This window comes from Amycolatopsis jejuensis, from assembly GCF_000717335.1.
GTDB lineage: Bacteria > Actinomycetota > Actinomycetes > Mycobacteriales > Pseudonocardiaceae > Amycolatopsis > Amycolatopsis jejuensis.
This window is the reverse complement of sequence record NZ_JNYZ01000002.1, coordinates 204,748-221,918: the sequence shown is the minus strand read 5'-3', so window position 1 is coordinate 221,918 and position 17,171 is coordinate 204,748. Positions and strand designations below refer to the sequence as shown.

Genomic DNA, 17,171 nt, shown 5'->3' with positions numbered 1-17,171 from the left:
ATACCGCTCCGGGCAGGTCGGCGGTGCCCTCGTGTGGGTGGCCCGGGTGTCCCCTCGCCGAGTGCGCCCCAATGTGGCATTGGGTGCATCCCACGCAGCGAATGTGGCATTGGGTGCGTGAGATGCAGCGAATGCCACATTGGGGTCGTTGCTTCCCGGTTGCGGTGCGCGCGGGTCGTGGCGGAGGTGGGCGGGGATCCGATGCGAGCCGGGTGCGATCTTCGTGAGGGGTGCAGGCGTCCGGTTGCCGTAACCCCCGGCCACTGGGGTTGTCCGTTTCCGGCCAGGTTTCCGGGGTTGGCTTGACATCGATGTCACAGCCGCGTTTCGCTTCCGGTGCCCCGGCTTTCCCCGACCCCGATCCCCCCGATTCCCGACCCTCGACTCCTGACCCTCGACTCCTGAACCGCCCGACGAACTGGGAGCAACGATGCCCCGAAGCGCCAGACCGCTCCACGCCGTGCTTGCCGCGGCGGTGGCGGCGGCGGGCCTGGTCGTCCTGCCTGCTGCGGCTGCCGCCGCGCCGGGTGAGGCCAGCCCGCCGGACTTCACGTCCTCGTTCGAGTCGAACGAGGCTCCACCGACGTGGCAGGATTCCGTCGACACCGATGCCGCGGGGAAACCGCGGGCAGCGGGTGTCAACGGGGCCAACGGCACCGCGATCCCCGGGGACATCCGGGGCAAGGTGACCGACATCAGCGCCACCAGCGAGAACACCGACGGCAACGAGGTCGCCGCCAACCTGATCGACGGGACGTCCAGCACGAAGTGGCTGTCGTGGACGCCGACGGCTTCGGTGCAGTTCACGCTGTCCGAACCGGTGAAGATCACGCATTACGCGGTCACGTCGGCCAACGACTTCGAAGGCCGTGACCCGCAGGACTGGACACTGCAGGGGTCCACCGACGGACAGCACTGGGTCGACCTGGACAAGCAGTCCGGCCAGTCGTTCGGCAAGCGGTTCCAGCAGAACGACTACAAGCTCGCCGCCCCGAGTGCGGCGTACAAGTTCTACCAGCTGAACGTCACGCGCAACCACGGCGACGACATCATGCAGATGTCCGAGCTGCTGCTGGCCAACGACGATCCGGCGCCGCCGGTCCTGCCGAACATGCGCAGCTTCGTCGACTCCGGGCCGACCACCGGGTACACGAACAAGAACCGGGTCGGGTTCACCGGCAAGAAGGCGTTCCGGTACTCCGGCAGCCAGACCGGCGCCGGGCACGGGTACTCCTACAACAAGATCTACGACGTCGACATCCCGGTGGTCTCGACCACGGAGCTGTCCTACAAGGTGCTGCCGCAGTTCATCGAGGGCGACCTGAAGTACCCGAGCACGAACGTCGCGGTCGATCTGGACTTCACCGACGGCACGCATCTGCGTGACCTGGGCGCGACGGACCAGTACGGGTTCCCGCTGACGCCGGAGGGGCAGGGCGCGGGCAAGGTCCTGTACGCGAACCAGTGGAACCTCGTGCGCTCGGTGATCGGGCGGGTCGCGGCAGGCAAGACGATCGACCGGATCGCGATCGGGTACGACAACCCGAACGGCCCGGCGTCGTTCACCGGCTGGCTGGACGACCTGAAGGTGTCCGCGACGCCGACGCCGCCGGCCAGCACCCGGCCGAGCGACAACGTGATCACCACCCGGGGCACGCTCGCGAACAGCACCTTCTCGCGGGGCAACAACTTCCCGGCGACCGCGGTGCCGCACGGGTTCAACTTCTGGACCCCGCTGACCAACGCCGGTGCCGACAACTGGCTGTACGAGTACCACACGCGGAACAATGCGGACAATCTGCCGCAGCTGCAGGGGTTCGCGGCGAGCCACGAGCCGAGCCCGTGGATGGGTGACCGGCAGAGCTTCCAGGTGATGCCTTCGGCCGCGACCGGGGTACCGGACGCGAACCGGGACAAGCGGGCGCTGGCGTTCAGCCACGACGACGAGGTCGCGCGGGCGCATTACTACGGCGTCACGTTCAAGAACGGGATCAAGACCGAGATCGCACCGTCGGATCATGCGGCGATCATGCGGTTCTCGTTCCCGGGCAATGATTCCAGCCTGATCTTCGACAACGTGAACAACTCCGGCGGGCTCACGCTCGACCCGGCGAACCGCACGCTGAGCGGGTTCTCCGACGCGCGCAGTGGGCTGTCGGCGGGCGCCGGGCGGATCTTCGTGTACGCGACGTTCGACAAGCCCGTCACGACCGGTGGCAAGCTCACCGGGCAGGGCCGTGACAACGTCACCGGGTACCTGCGGTTCAACGCGGGTGCGGACAAGGCCGTGACGATGCGGATCGCGACGTCGCTGATCAGCGTGGACCAGGCGAAGAAGAACCTGGAGCAGGAGATCGCGCCGGGTACGTCGTTCGACGCCGTGCGTGACGCGGCGCAGCAGGCGTGGGACAAGCAGCTCGGCGTGATCGAGGTGCAGGGCGCGTCGAAGGACCAGATGGAGACGTTGTACTCCAACCTGTACCGGCTGTTCCTGTACCCGAACGAGGGGTATGAGAACGTCGGGACGAAGGAGGCGCCGAAGTACCAGTACGCGAGCCCGGTCGCGCCGAAGGCGGGCCAGGACACGCCGACGAAGACCGGGGCGAAGATCGTCGACGGGCAGATCTTCGTGAACAACGGTTTCTGGGACACCTACCGCACCACCTGGCCGGCGTATTCGCTGCTCACGCCGGACATGGCGGGCAAGATGGTGGACGGGTTCGTGCAGCAGTACCGCGACGGCGGGTGGATCGCGCGCTGGTCCTCCCCCGGTTATGCGGACCTGATGACGGGTACGAGCTCGGATGTCGCGTTCGCCGACGCGTACCTGAAGGGCGTCACGAACTTCGACGTCAAGTCGGCCTACGACGCGGCGCTCAAGAACGCCACGGTGACGCCGCCGAATGCGGCGGTCGGCCGGAAGGGTCTCGACCAGTCGATCTTCCTCGGCTACACGCCCAACTCGAGCAGCGAGGGCTTCTCGTGGGCGATCGAGGGGTACGTCAACGACTTCGGCATCGCGAACCTGTCGAAGAAGATGTACGACCAGGCACCGGCGAACGACCCGCGCAAGGCGGAGTACCTGGAGAACTACCAGTACTTCACGAGCCGCGCGCAGCAGTACGTGAACCTGTTCGACCCGGGTGTCGGGTTCTTCCAGGGCAAGGACGCCGCCGGCAAGTTCACGAAGCCGAAGGACAAGTACGACCCGCGCGACTGGGGCGGGGACTACACCGAGACCAACGGCTGGAACATGGCCTTCACCGTGCCGCAGGACGGGCAGGGCCTGGCGAATCTCTACGGCGGCAAGGACAAGCTGGGCGCCAAGCTCGACCAGTTCTTCGCCGAGCCGGAAACCGCCACGCACACCGGTGGGTACAACGGCGTGATCCACGAGATGACCGAGGCGCGGGACGTGCGGATGGGCCAGTACGGCCACTCCAACCAGCCCTCGCACCACCTGCTCTACATGTACGACTACGCGGGCCAGCCGGCGAAGACGCAGGCGAAGGTGCGCGAGGCGGTGTCGCGGCTCTACACCGGCAGTGAGCTGGGGCAGGGTTACGCGGGCGACGAGGACAACGGCGAGATGTCCGCGTGGTACGTGTTCAGCGCGCTCGGCTTCTACCCGCTGCAGATGGGCAGCCCGAACTACGCGATCGGGTCGCCGCTCTTCACGAAGGCGACAGTGCACCTGCCCGGCGGCGACCTGGTGATCAACGCGCCGAAGAACTCGGCGAAGAACGTGTACATCCAGGGGCTGAAGGTCAACGGCAAGGACTGGACGTCGACGTCGCTGCCGCAGGACGCGCTGACCCACGGCGCCACGCTCGACTTCGACATGGGCCCGAACCCGTCGACGTGGGGCACCGGCCAGGGTGACGCGCCGAAGTCGATCGCCACCGGTGACGCCGTCCCGACGCCACTGCACGACCTGACCGGACCGGGGCTGGGCACGTTGTCCACTTCGGACGGTTCGAACGCGGCGGCGCTCATCGACAACACCTCGCGCACGCAGGCGAAGGTGACGGGTGCGGTGCAGTACCAGCTGAAGTCCACGGACGAGGCGGTCACGCACTACACGCTCACCTCCGGCACGGGTGCGGGTGATGCGAAGAGCTGGGTACTGAAGGGCTCGTACGACGGGAAGACCTGGACCGTCGCGGACCAGCAGACCGACCAGTCCTTCAAGTGGCGCCAGCAGACGCGGGCGTTCGCGGTGAAGAACCCGGCGCATTACGCCTACTACCGCTTGGAGGTCACCGCGACCACCGGCGGCCAGGCAACGCTGGCGGAGTTCGAACTGCTGGGCCGCCCGGACGCGTCGTGCACGAAGACGCTGACGGGCGAGCAGAAGGGCCCGCTCACGGTATCGAGCGGGACCGTATGCCTGACCGACGCGACGGTCTCCGGCCCGGTGACCGTCGCGAAGGGTGCCTCGCTGGTGGTGCGGGGCGGGCAGATCTCCGGCCCGCTGGCCGCAACCGGCGCGGCGCAGGTCGTGCTGAACCGGACGAAGGTGTCCGGCCCGGTCGCGATCACCGGCAGCACCGGCCCGGTGTCAGTGGAACTGACCGACATCGGCGGCCCGGCAACCCTGGTCGGCAACCAGCAGCCGCTGATCACGAGCAGCACCGTAGGCGGCCCGCTGGCCTGCACGAACAACACCCCAGTCCCGACGAACCACGACCTGGCGAACACCGTCCGCGGCCCATCCGCCGGACAATGCACGAACCTGTAAGTCGGCCAAGTCCGTGAAGGGAACCATGAGGGAATCAGATTCCGTGATGGTTCCCTTCACGGCTTTTCACCCACTACCCCAACCGCCGCCCGCGCACTCACCCGGCCCGGGCAGCCAGACCCGGCCCTGCACCCCGATCCGAAGCCAAAACACGGTCTGAGGGGCTTGTCAAGGCATCTTTCCCGCCTTGACAAGCCCCCTCAGACCGTCGTCACAATCCAGCTTCGGGGTGCCCCCCCGCAACGCTCCAAGCCAGGGCACCTACCCACGGGTCAGTTCACCCCAGACAACCCCCACGCCTTCCTCGATTCCCGCGGTTTCACCCCCACCGACGCCGAGCTGACCGGCCCGCCACCGATTACCGTAAGCCCCGTGACCACGGCTGCCTTCTTCTCGTCCTTCGAACCAGGCGACCCGCAGCCGGTCACCCCCGGTATCGGCAGCGGACCGCCCCGGGCACCCACCGCAAAGCCCGGCGTCGGATTCACCGGCCGGAACGCCTTCCGATACGCCCCCGGCCCGCCGCGAACGCTGTTCGAAGTGGACATCCCCGTCACCGCAAACACCGCCCTGTCCTACGTGGTCTTCCCCGACGGCCCCGGCTACCGCAGCACCTACGTCACCTTGGACCTCGAGTTCGACGACGGCACCCGCACCGGCTTCACCCCGCAAGCCCAAGGCGACGCGAAAACCCTCTACCTCGACCAATGGAACCTCGTCCGCCACCCGCTGAAGAAGTTCACCGGCCGACGAGTCAAACGAATCCTCTTCGCCGCTCAAGGCACCGGCTGGCTCGACGACGTCCGCATCGCCGACCACGCCCCCGGACCGAAGGACCCCGTCGACCACGTCCGTACCACCCGCGGCACCCACTCCAGCCGCAAGTTCTCCCGCGGCAACACCTTCCCGGCCACCGCGGTCCCGCACGGCTTCAACTTCTGGACCCCCATCACCGACGCCCGGGCCCTGAACTGGTTCTACTCCTACCACCAGCACAACGACGCCCGGAACGAACCACGGCTCCAAGCGTTCGGCCTCAGCCACCAGCCGAGCCCGTGGATGGGCGACCGCCACCCGTTCCACCTCATGCCCGGCACCGGCAAGGTCGAACCACACCGCGCCCGGCGCGCACTCGCCTTCACCCACGACGACGAGACCGACCGCCCTTACCACTACGGCGTCCGATTCCGCACCGGCATCACCGCGGACCTGGCTCCCACCGACCGTGCGGCGATGTTCCGATTCACCTTCCCGGAGCACCGCGGCTGGGTCCTGTTCGACAACGCCCGCAACCGCGGCGGACTGCGCGTGCACCCCGAAACCGGAGTCGTCACCGCTCACACCTGGGTCCGCAGCCGTCTCTCCACCGGCGCGCGGCGAATGTTCGTCTACGCCGAAGCCGACCAACCTCCGTCCGATGGCGCACGGCTCCGCCGCCCCGTCACCGGTTACCTGGCGTTCGCCGAACCCGAGGTCACGATCCGCATCGCCACCTCCCTGATCAGCCTCGACCAGGCACAACGCAACCTGGCCCAGGAAATCCCCGCCGGCACGGCCTTCGACGACGTCCGAAGCAGAGCACGGAACCGCTGGCAGGACATCCTCGGCAGGATCGAGCTGGAAGGCGCCACCGAAGACCAGCTCACCACGTTCTACTCCAGCCTCTACCGCCTGTTCCTCTACCCGAACATCGCGCACGAGAACACGCCCGGCGGCGTCCGGCACGCCAGCCCCGTGATCCGCAGCTTCCGGCCGAGCACCCACCGCCGCACCGGCGCGAAGGTCGTCGACGGGGAGTTGTACGTCAACAACGGTTTCTGGGACACCTACCGCACCGTCTGGCCTGCGTATGCGCTTCTCGCGCCGCAGCAGTGCGGCCGGATGATCGACGGTTTCGTGCAGCAGTACCGCGAAGGCGGCTGGATCGCGAGGTGGTCCTCCCCCGGCTACGCCGACCTCATGACCGGCACCAGCTCCGACGCCGCCTTCGCCGACGCGTACCTCAAGGGCGTCACGAACTTCGACATCGCGGCCGCCTACGACGCAGCGCTCAAGAACGCCACCGTCGTCCCACCCCGCAAAGGCGTCGGCCGCAAGGGCCTCGACCGCTCCCCATTCCTCGGCTACACCCCCACCTCCACGCGCGGCGGGCTCTCCTGGGCGCTCGAAGGATGTCTCAACGACTTCGCCCTCGCCAACCTGTCCGACGCGCTCGCCCGGCACGACTACGCCGTCTACTTCCGCCAGCGCGCCCAGCACTACGTGCACCATTTCGACCCGCGGATCGGCTTCTTCCAGGGCCGCACCCGCGACGGCAGCTGGCACCGTCCGGCCGAGGGTTACCGTCCGGAGGTCTGGGACACCGATTTCGTCGAGACCAACGCGTGGAACACCGCGTTTTCCGCCCCGCACGACGGTCCCGGGCTGGCCGCGCTCCACGGCGGGCCCGCTGGATTGGAGGCGAAGCTCGACGAGTTCTTCCGCCTCCCGGAGACCGGGCAGGACGGCCGGATCCACGAGATGACCGAGGCCCGGGACGTCCGGATGGGCCAGTACGGGCATTCCAACCAGCCGTCACACCACATCCCGTTCGTCTACGCGTTCGCCGGTGCCCCGGCCAAACTGCAGCGCACGGTCCGGGAAGTGCTGCGCAGGCTGTACGCCGGGAGCGAACTGGGCCAGGGCTACCCGGGGGATGAGGACAACGGCGAAATGTCCGCCTGGTATGTCTTCACTGCCCTCGGTCTCTACCCGCTGACTGTCGGCTGTCCGTCCTACGTGGCGTGCGCACCGCTCTTCCGCTCCGCCACCGTGCACCTGGACAACGGAAAGGACCTGGTGATCCGAGCACCCCGAGCCGCCGTCGACGCTCCGTACGTCCATGGCCTGACCGTCAACGGCGAGCCGCACCCGTCGGCAACCCTGTCGCACGTCGTGCTGGCGAGTGGTGCGACGCTCGACTTCGACGTCCGGTCCGAGCCCGGCAGCTGGGGTACCGAACCGGTCACCCCCGTCCCACCTGTCCCGCTGCGGGACCTCGCCGGACACAGTCCCGACCGCCCGGCGCTCTTCGACGACACCAGCCGCACCGACGCCGCCGTCCGCACAGCCACCTTCACCGTCGAGGGCGAACCGCGCGAGGTCGTGTTGTACACGCTCACTTCGGGCAGACGCGGCGGAAATCCGCGCAGCTGGGTGCTCGAAGGCTCCGACGACGGGCAGCACTGGCGGACGCTGGACGAGCGTTCCAGTGAGGTGTTCCGCTGGCGCCGCCAGCTGCGCCCGTTCGTGCTCGCCGAGGCTGCCGCGTACCGGCATTACCGGCTGCGGGTCCGGGGACGCCGCGTCCGCCTCGCCCAGTGGGAGCTGCTCGCCCGATGATCACCGACCTGCGCAACGCCTTCTTCGACCGGCTGGCGGCGGCCGACCCCGGCATGGTCCGGCTGCGGCTCGCCACGTCGGCCGTGTTCGGCATCATTCTCGCTGTGCTGGTGATGCTGCCGCTGCAGTTCCCGCTCACCACCACGCTGGTCGCGGCCATCGCAGCGATGATGAGCGCCTTCACGGTCAACGACGCGACCACCGGCGGGCAGGCCGTCACGCTGTGCCTGGCCGCGCTGGTCGGTGCCGCGTCGATCACTGCCGCCTGTCTGGGCGCTGACTACGGCCCGCTCGACAGCATCGTCTTCGTGCTGCTGATCTTCGTGGCGGTGTACGTGCAGCGGTTCGGCCCGCGGGGCATCGCACTCGGGTCGATGGCGTTCTTCCTGTTCTTCTTCCCGATGTTCCTGCAGGCACATCTCGCGCAGGTACCGCACCTGCTGCTGGCGCTGGTGATCGGGATCGCCGCCAACGCGGTCGTGCGGTTCCTCCTGTTGCGCCGCAATGCCGAAACCGAGCTGCTGCGGTACCGGCAGGCGTTCCGCGTCCGGGTCGGCGCCGCAGTGCGGGCCACCGAGGCGTACATCTCCTCCAGCGGCTCGGACCGCGCCGGACGGCAGATCCGGACGGCCGTGGAGCGGCTCCACGAAGCGGTGCTGCTGATCGAGGACAACGCACCGGACGTGGTCGACGAACGCAAGGCCGACCAGCTCCGCCGCCGCGTGATCGAGGTCGAGCTGGCCGTGCAATGGCTGGTGATCACCGTGCGCCGGACGTGTTCGCAGCCGTTGCCGCCAGGGGTCGCCGACGACCTCGTCGCACGGCTGGCCCGGTTCCGTTCGCTGATGGAGCGCGACCCGCGGGACGTCCCGCTGATCAGCGAGACCGGCGAGTACAGCCGGATGCTGGTCGAGGGCAGCCGGATCGACGAGCGGGCGCATCCCGGTGACGGCGTGCGCCGCGCGATCGCCGAGCTCGCGGTGGCCGACGACCGGGCCCAGCGGACCGCGAGCCGGACGTCCACTGTGGACGTCACGCTGGACGACGACGAGGAGACCGAGCCCACCAAGGCGTTCGCCTACGACAACCAGACCCGCGGCGCGATCCAGGCGGTCCTCGGCGGCGGGCTCGCGGTACTGGCCGGGCAGCTGATCTCACCGCAGCGCTGGTACTGGGCGGTGCTCACGGTGTTCGTGGTGTTCATCGGCACGTCGAGTGCGGGCGCCCGGTTCGTGAAGGGGATGCGCCGCACCGGCGGGACGTTGCTGGGCATCGTCGGCGGGGTCGCGCTCGCGTTGCTGGTGAGCGGCAACACCGCCGCGATTCTCGCGTTGCTGCTGGTCTGCGTGTTCGGCATGGTCTACACGGCACGGGTGTCGCAGTTCCTCATGTCCTTCTTCGTCACCAGCATGCTCGGCCTGCTCTACAGCCTGCTGGGCACGTTCACCATCGAAGTGCTGTGGATCCGGGTCGCGGAAACCGCGGCCGGGGCGGCGTGCGGGCTGCTGGCCGCAGTGGTGGTGCTGCCGGTCCGCACCCGCGCGGTGATGCTCGACGACATCGCGGTCGCGCTCGACGAGCTGCACGAGTTCGTGGAATCCGCGGCAAATCTGCTGTCCGGACGCGAAAACGTGAACATCATCGAGATGTCGCGGGACCTCGACCGCTCCGTCGAACAGGTCCGCACCACCATCGAACCGCTCACCCATCCGATAAACCTGCGCAGCGCCCGGCGGGACTACGGCTGGCACGTGCTGACCACGTTGGAGGGCATCGCCTTCCGCGCGCGGCACGTCGCGGCCCGCGCGCAGCCGGGTCAGCTGGCCGGGCCGGTGTCGGAACGGCTCGACCAGTTCGCCGGGCGGATCATCGCGAACGTCGATCTCGTGCACGAAGCGGTCGGCAACCCGGGAGCCACGCGCGACAAGAAGCTCGTCCGCGACGACGGCACCCCGGTCGCCGACCGCATCGACGAGGCCGAAACCCGCGCGGTGCTGTCCAGCCTGAGCCACCTCGACGAGGGGCTGATCGCGCTGGGCCGGGTGTTCGAGGTCGGGGCGGAAGACCCGCGCTGAATCAGTCCGGGTCAGTCCGACGCAGCGGTGAGCGTCGCGAGTTCCTCGCCGGACAGGTGCAGGTCGTGCATGGCGACCAGCGCGGGTACCTGCTCCACCGAGCGCGCGGAAGCGATCGGCGCGGCGACGGTCGGCTGCTGCGCAACCCAGGCGAGCGCCACGGTGGCCATCTCCACGCCCCGCGCTTTCGCAACGTCTTCCACCGCGTCGAGCACCCGCAGGCCCCGTTCGGTGTCCACGAACCCACCGGCCAGACCGGGCAGGTCACGGACACTCGGCGACGGCTGCCCGGGACGGTATTTGCCGGTCAGGAACCCCGAAGCGAGCCCGAAATACGGAACGCACACCACGCCCTCCCGCTGCACGATGCCCCGCCGCTCGTCCTCGTACGTCTCGCGCGAGACGAGGTTGTACGGCGGCTGCAGCACCGCGTAACGGGCGAGACCCTCCCGGTCGGAGAAAGCGAGCGACTCGGCAAGCCGCGCGGGTTCGATGTTGGACGCGGCGATGGCGCGGACCTTGCCGTCGCGCACGAGCCCGTCGAGCGTGGTGATGATGTCCTCGACCGGGATCTCGGGGTCGTCGTAGTGGACGTAGTAGAGGTCGATCCGGTCGGTGCCGAGGCGGCGCAGTGACTCCTCGACGGCGGCCTTGATCGTGGCCGGCGCGACGCCCTTGTACTGCGGATGGTCCCCGACCTTCGTCGCCAGTACCACGTCGTCCCGGTTCCCGCGCGCGGCCAGCCACCTGCCGAGGATCGTCTCGGACTGCCCGGCTTCGGTGCCCGGGAAGTGATACATGTACGAATCCGCGGTGTCGACGAAATTGCCGCCGGCCGCGGTGTACGCGTCGAGTACGGCGAACGACTCCGCCTCGTCGGCCGTCCAGCCGAAAACGTTGCCGCCCAAGCAGAACGGCGAAACACTGAGACCGGACGAACCGAGAGCGCGAAGAGTGACCATGAGCGCAGTCAACCACTGTCCACGCTCATGATCACCCGATCGGCCGTCGAAGTTCCCTTTCGGGCAACGACTCAGCGGGCGAACGACGGCATCGCACCCATCGGGCTCAGGTGGATTCCGGCGAGCCGCCAGCCGTCGTCGCCGCGAATCAGCACGTGGGTGGCGCGGAAGGTGCCGTCCGCACGGTTGCCCTGATGGGTGGCCGCCTGGTCGTGCACGCCGATGGCGATGGCCGTGTCGCCGTGCTCGCGTACCTCGACGTCCCGCCAGTCCAGCTGTTCGGTGACCAGCGCGCCGGAGCGGTAACGGCCGAGCCACTGCTCCCGGTCCAGCACGAAACCCAGGGGCCCGACGAGCCGGAACCCATCGGTGACCAGCCCGGCCAGGGTGTCCGTGTCGCCCGCGACCTCGGCGGCCGCCCAGCGCTGCCCGAATTCGGTGATGTCTTCCATGATCCCCTCCAGGTCGGTTGACGGCCTAAACGTTAGGTATCAAACCGTTAGATGTCAAACGCTTAGCTCTCGATGGCTCTGCGGTACGGTCCCGGTGTGCCCCGACCAGCCACGCCACCACTCGGCGTCCTCCTCGCCCGCACCGCCAAGGCCGCGGGCCAGGCGTTCGACCACGCCCTCGCCGAAGTCGGCGGATCCCAGCCGGTATGGCAGATCCTCATCGCCCTCAAAACCCGGCGGCACGCAAGCCAGCGCGAGCTCGCCGACGCCGTCGGCATCCAGGGCGCCACCCTCACCCACCACCTCAACGGCATGGAAACCGCGGGCCTGCTCACCCGCACCCGCGACCCGGAGAACCGGCGCGTGCACCAGGTCGAGCTCACCGAATACGGCGAACGCACCTTCCACCGCCTCGCCGACGCCGCCATCGCCCACGACAAGCGCATCCGCGCCGGGTTCACCGAGGACGAGATCGCGACCCTGGCCGCGCTGCTCACCCGGCTCGCCGGGAACGTGACGCATCCCGCGTCGCAGAGTGACTGGACGCACCCGTCCGGACAGTCCGCGGAGGGCTAGCATCCTCGGTACTAGCCAAAGTCGCCTCAAGCTGGAGAACCCGCTATGACCCAAGCCCCTGTCAACGTCACCGTCACCGGTGCGGCCGGCCAGATCGGCTACGCGCTGCTCTTCCGCATCGCGTCCGGTCAGCTGCTCGGCGCCGACACCCCGGTGAAGCTGCGGCTCCTGGAAATCCCCCAGGCGGTCAAGGCGGCTGAGGGCACCGCGATGGAACTCGACGACGGCGCATTCCCGCTGCTGGCGGGCATCGACATCTTCGACGACCCGAAGCAGGCGTTCTCCGGCACCAACATCGGCCTGCTGGTCGGCGCCCGCCCGCGCAGCAAGGGCATGGAACGCGGCGACCTGCTCGAGGCCAACGGCGGCATCTTCAAGCCACAGGGCGAAGCGATCAACGCCGGCGCGGCCGACGACATCCGCGTGCTGGTGGTCGGCAACCCGGCCAACACCAACGCCCTCATCGCCCAGTCGCACGCCCCCGACGTACCGGCCGACCGCTTCACCGCAATGACCCGCCTCGACCACAACCGTGCCCTCGCGCAGCTGGCGAAGAAGCTCGGCGTCGCGGTGACCGACCTCAAGAAGGTCGCGATCTGGGGCAACCACTCGGCCACGCAGTACCCGTCGGTGCAGCACGCCGAGGTCAGCGGCAAGAGCGTCGCCGAAGCCATCAACGACGAAGCCTGGCTCGCCGACACATTCATCCCGACCGTCGCCAAGCGCGGCGCGGCGATCATCGAAGCCCGCGGCCTGTCGTCGGCCGCCTCGGCCGCCTCGGCCGCCATCGACCACGTGTACACCTGGGTAAACGGCACCCCGGAAGGCGACTGGACCTCGGCGGGCGTCGTGTCCGACGGTTCGTATGGCGTTCCGGAGGGCCTCATCTCGTCGTTCCCGGTCACCGCGAAGAACGGCAAGTACGAAATCGTGCCGGGCCTGGAGATCGACGCGTTCTCCCGCCCCCGCATCGACGCCTCGGTGGGGGAACTGGCCGAGGAGCGCGACGCGGTCCGGAAGCTGGGCTTGATCTGACGCTGGTTCACGTACGGGAGGCCGCCCCCCTTGCGCTGGGGGCGGCCTTCGTCGTCGCTAGGGTCCGGATCATGGTCCGGCTCATCCACCTCAACGGCCCCTCGGGCATCGGGAAATCCACCGTCGCGCGCCACTACGCCGATCTCCACCCCGGCGTACTCGACCTCGAAGCCGACCAGCTGGTCCCGCTGATCGGCGGCTGGCGCACCGCCTTCTGGGACACGCTCCCCACCGCGCGGCGGCTCGCGGTCGCCATGGCGGAGGCCCACCTGCGCGCCGGGCAGGACGTGATCATGCCCCAGCTGGCGACCCGGCTCTCGGAGGTCTCCCACTTCGAGGAAGTGGCCAACGCAGCAGGCGGGCAATACCTGGAAATCATGCTCACCGCCCCGCGGGCGCAGGCCGTCGCCCGCTTCCGCGGGCGCAGGCCGTCGCCCGCTTCCACGGGCGCCGCGGGCACTACGTCAACGACGTGCTGGCCGAGTCCGGCGGGCCGGAGCTGCTCAACCGGATCCACGATCACGTCGCCGGGTATCTTCCCCTCCGTCCACAATGCACGGTCATCGACACGACCCGCCTCGGCGCCGAAGAAACCTGCGCTGCTGTCATGGCTGTGGTTGCCCGGGTGGCGCCAGAAAATTGACTCTCCAGGTAGCGACGGCCTGAAAACCAGCCCCGATGTATAGGTCGTTATACACTTACTAAATGACTGAGATGTCGTCCGCGTAGACGGGGCTTTGGCCGTACCAGCCGTGGATGTAGACCATGACGGCCCCGGACGGGCCCGTGGTGAACGGGACGGTGAGCTGGGTCCATCCGGCGCTGGAGGTCCAGCTGTCGGCGGTGGCGTCGCCGCGGACTCCGGCGTACGCGTAGCTCCCCTGCACCCAGGCTTTGAGGGTGTACGCGTGGTTCGGTGCGAGCGTCAGGTTTTGCGCCGCCTCCCCGGTGGTGGACGACGTCGGCGTCACCTGCAGGGCGTGGCTGCCGGAATGCGCCGGGGACGACACGATGCTGTCCCCCGCTGCGGTCCATGGGCTCAGCGCGCCGGTCTCGAAATTGCCGTTGACCACGCTGCCGGTCGGGCTGGTTCCGTTGACTGTCAACGTGTACGTCGCGCTGTGGCTGCCGGACGCGGACGTGCCGGTGATGGTCAACGGGTACCTGCCCGGCTGGGTCGCCGACGTCGTCGTGATCGACAGGCCCGCGCTCCCGCCCGCCGTCACGGTCGCCGGGCTGACCGAGGCGGTCACACCTGCCGGAGCGCCGCTGACGGCGAGGGCCACTTGCTGTGCGGAACCGGACGTCACAGCGGTGTTCACCGTGGCGGTGACCGAGCCACCCGGGTCGACGGAGGCCGCTGCCGGACTGGCCGCCACGGAGAAGTCGTTGCCCGGCGCCGGATTACCACCGGTGAACGGCGCGAAGGCATGACTGAAGAACCACGTGTCCTGCGCGATCCCGGAGCAGCTGTCCGAGCCGCCGGTACCCGGGCAGCCGCCGTTGTCCCGCTGCAGCGCCCAGAACGACAGCTCGTTGATGCCCTTCGACACCGCCCAGTTGTACACAGTGGACGCATCGGCGGTGGTGAACGTCTCGGCGGCGCCGAAATCGTCGATCCCGGGCATTTCGGTGACGCCGACCATCCCCCACAGCTGCGCCTGCGTCTTGCCCGGATACAGCGACGCCAGCTGCGAGACGAGACCGGTCGCCGCGCGCTGGGTGTCGGTGGCCATCTGGTGGCTGGCGTTGTCGTAGTAGTCGAAGGTCATGAGGTTGACGACGTCGACGCAGGTACCGTTGGACACCGCGTTCTGCAGTACGTCGAGGCCGCTGGTCAGCCCACTCGTGCTGGTCGGCAGCGTGTACGAGACCTGCAGTGGCCGTCCGGACGCGGCAGCCCAGTCCTGCACCTTCTTAAGTGCCTTGTTCCGCCGGTCGATGCCGGCGGCGTCGGTGAGCGAGTTGTCCTCGATGTCCATGTCGAGGCGCGGGACGTCATACGTCGTGATCACGGATTCGTAGGCCGCCGCGATGCGGTCGACGTCCGTGCAGCTGTCGGCGATTTCGGTGCCCGTGTTGTCCGCCGTGTACCCGCCGAAGGACGGGATCACGTCTCCGCCGCGGGAGCGGATGGTGCGGAAATCAGCGCCGAACGTCGAGTCGGCGACGGGCATTCCGCGGTCGCCGTTCCAATGGACGGTGCACTCCCCCTTCGTGGCGGCCTGCAGGAACGCCATGGTCAGGTGCTTCACACCCGCCTGCTGCGCGAGCGCGGCGGGGCTCGCGCCGGTCCACGCCTCGAAATACGGCGCGAACACATGGTCCGGCAACGCGGTTGCGGCCTGAGCCGTCCCCACGGTGGTGACCAGCGGTACCGCCGCGAGAACGGACAAGAGGGACGCAAGGCTTCTTCGACTTCGACGCATGGCGAACTCCAGCTCCGGAAGAGAGGGCCGTACCGCGGCGAAGCACGACCGGAACCTCCTCAGAATTGGACTGGACCACTGCGTACGTCAAGGTCTGGACCCTCAATGCGGCCGAACGGCCCGGTCGGATCGTCGGGTCGGGCTGCCCATGCCCTTCGATCTCGCTCGGGCGCCCCAAATGCCAAGCAGCAGCCGGTCGGCGGGGAAAACGAGAAGAGTGCGTTCCCCCGAGGTCAGCCGACCAGCGCGGGAGCCGTCAGGTCGACCTTCGTGGCGCGGGTGGTGAGGGAAATCGCCGCCGCGGCGAGGGTCGTCACCGCCAGGAAACCGAAGGCGGCGCCGAAGCCGACGTGGTCGGCGAGCCAGCCCATCACCAGCGGCGCCAGTACCCCCGCCAGCTGTCCCCCGGTGTTGACCAGTCCCATCGCGGACCCCACCAGATCGCGGGGCAGTACTCGCAGCGGGAGGCCCACGATGCCGATCGTCGCGAGGCCGCTGGTGAACATCGCCACGGTCTGCAGCACGGTGAATCCCGTTGCGGAGTCCGGAAGGAGCATCGCGACGAGCAGCACTGCCGAGGCCACCAGCGCCGGTACCACGAGCCAGCGGACGCGCTGGTCGAACCACCGGCTCATCAGCCAGCCGCCCAGCACTACCGCCACCGCGTTGACCAGCTGCGGGATCGCCGTCGCCACTCCGGCGGAGACCAGCGACAGGCCTTTCGCCTCCACCAGATACGACGGGACCCAGGTGATCATTCCGTAAGCCACCATGTTGAAGCAGGCGAACATCGCGGCGTACCGCAGCACCAGTCCGTCCCGCAGCACTCGCGACACCGGCACGGCGACGGGTGCGATGTGGTCTTCCGGTTCGGTCAGTTCACGGGGCAGCGGGGGCGGCAGCAACCGCCACAGGGCGACCCCGACGATCAGGCCGCCCGCCGCGATGATCCAGAACGTGTGCCGCCACCCGGTCGCGACCACCAGCGGCGCAACGAGCAGCGGACCCAGCCCGGCCCCGATCGAGTTCGACGCCAGCATCAGTCCGGCGCCCCGGCTGCGCGCGGCCTGGGTCGTCCGCTCCCCCAGCGCCTTGAACGACGCGCCGGGGAACAACGCCTGCGCCAGCCCGAACAACGCCCGCAGGGCGAGCAGCACCACGAGCCCCGGCGCGAGCCCGGTCGCGGCGGTGAAGACCGACCACGCCACCAGCGAAATCACCAGCAGCGGCCGGGCGCCGACGCGGTCCGCGAGCAGCCCGCCGGGCATCTGCCCGATCAGGTAGGCGATCGCGAACGCGGACACCACCAGGCCCTGCGAGGTCTTCGACAACCCGAACTCGGCGCCGATCATCGGCAGTGCGGTCGCGATCATCACGCGGTCGACGTAATCGACGATGTAGACGCCCACGAGAAGGGCCAGCGTCCGGCGTTCGGTCCGCCGCACGACCGGGGCGGAGCTCGGAGTATTCGACATGCTGCATTGTGTAGTGATCATCCGCGCTCGCCGCTTCGTCGGATC

The 17,171-nt window shown here is 68.7% G+C and carries 10 protein-coding genes; 6 read left to right on the top strand and 4 right to left on the bottom strand.

Translation table 11 applies throughout. The annotated features are described in order from the left end of the window. The first annotated feature begins 430 nt into the window (after positions 1-430). The 3 genes from OO71_RS02490 to OO71_RS02480 all read left to right on the top strand — a co-directional run bounded on the left by OO71_RS02490 (position 431) and on the right by OO71_RS02480 (position 10,197). Complete coding sequence (locus OO71_RS02490; protein WP_033287928.1) at positions 431-4,741, top strand: GH92 family glycosyl hydrolase; 4,311 nt, start codon at positions 431-433, stop codon at positions 4,739-4,741. A gap of 372 nt (positions 4,742-5,113) precedes the next feature. Further along, entirely contained in the window at positions 5,114-8,122 is a 3,009-nt protein-coding gene (locus OO71_RS02485; RefSeq protein ID WP_033287927.1) for a GH92 family glycosyl hydrolase, read from the top strand. After that, positions 8,119-10,197, top strand: a complete 2,079-nt coding sequence (locus tag OO71_RS02480) for an FUSC family protein (RefSeq protein WP_033287926.1) — start codon at positions 8,119-8,121, stop codon at positions 10,195-10,197. The genes OO71_RS02485 and OO71_RS02480 overlap by 4 nt, the downstream gene beginning before the upstream one ends. An 11-nt stretch (positions 10,198-10,208) precedes the next feature. Here the strand turns inward: OO71_RS02480 and OO71_RS02475 are convergent, their stop codons facing one another. Continuing rightward, positions 10,209-11,159 carry an aldo/keto reductase gene (locus OO71_RS02475; protein ID WP_033287925.1) on the bottom strand — a complete coding sequence of 317 codons (951 nt, stop codon included), beginning with the start codon at positions 11,157-11,159 and terminating at the stop codon, positions 10,209-10,211. Positions 11,160-11,230: 71 nt separating this feature from the next. Beyond that, positions 11,231-11,611: a nuclear transport factor 2 family protein gene (locus OO71_RS02470; protein WP_051790938.1), complete on the bottom strand. Its 381-nt coding sequence runs from the start codon at positions 11,609-11,611 to the stop codon at positions 11,231-11,233. 96 nt (positions 11,612-11,707) lie between these two features. Between OO71_RS02470 and OO71_RS02465 the strand changes: the two genes are divergently transcribed. From OO71_RS02465 to OO71_RS46965, 3 genes are all read left to right on the top strand, one after another. Further along, entirely contained in the window at positions 11,708-12,187 is a 480-nt protein-coding gene (locus OO71_RS02465) for a MarR family winged helix-turn-helix transcriptional regulator (protein ID WP_033288051.1), read from the top strand. 45 nt (positions 12,188-12,232) lie between these two features. Further along, a complete protein-coding gene (locus OO71_RS02460) occupies positions 12,233-13,222 on the top strand; it encodes a malate dehydrogenase (protein WP_033287924.1) in 990 nt (329 codons plus the stop codon). 71 nt (positions 13,223-13,293) lie between these two features. After that, positions 13,294-13,908 (top strand): P-loop nucleotide/nucleoside kinase family protein, encoded by a 615-nt coding sequence (locus OO71_RS46965; RefSeq protein WP_051790937.1) that lies wholly within the window; start codon positions 13,294-13,296, stop codon positions 13,906-13,908. A gap of 15 nt (positions 13,909-13,923) precedes the next feature. On the opposite strand, the gene OO71_RS02450 is transcribed toward OO71_RS46965, so the two are convergent. Both OO71_RS02450 and OO71_RS02445 read right to left on the bottom strand, forming a co-directional pair. Further along, the gene (locus OO71_RS02450; RefSeq protein WP_245633546.1) at positions 13,924-15,618 is read right to left on the bottom strand and encodes a glycosyl hydrolase family 18 protein; all 1,695 of its coding nucleotides are present in this window, start codon (positions 15,616-15,618) and stop codon (positions 13,924-13,926) included. A 266-nt stretch (positions 15,619-15,884) separates the two neighbouring features. After that, positions 15,885-17,126 carry an MFS transporter gene (locus OO71_RS02445; protein ID WP_033287922.1) on the bottom strand — a complete coding sequence of 414 codons (1,242 nt, stop codon included), beginning with the start codon at positions 17,124-17,126 and terminating at the stop codon, positions 15,885-15,887. Between the last annotated feature and the right edge of the window lie 45 nt (positions 17,127-17,171).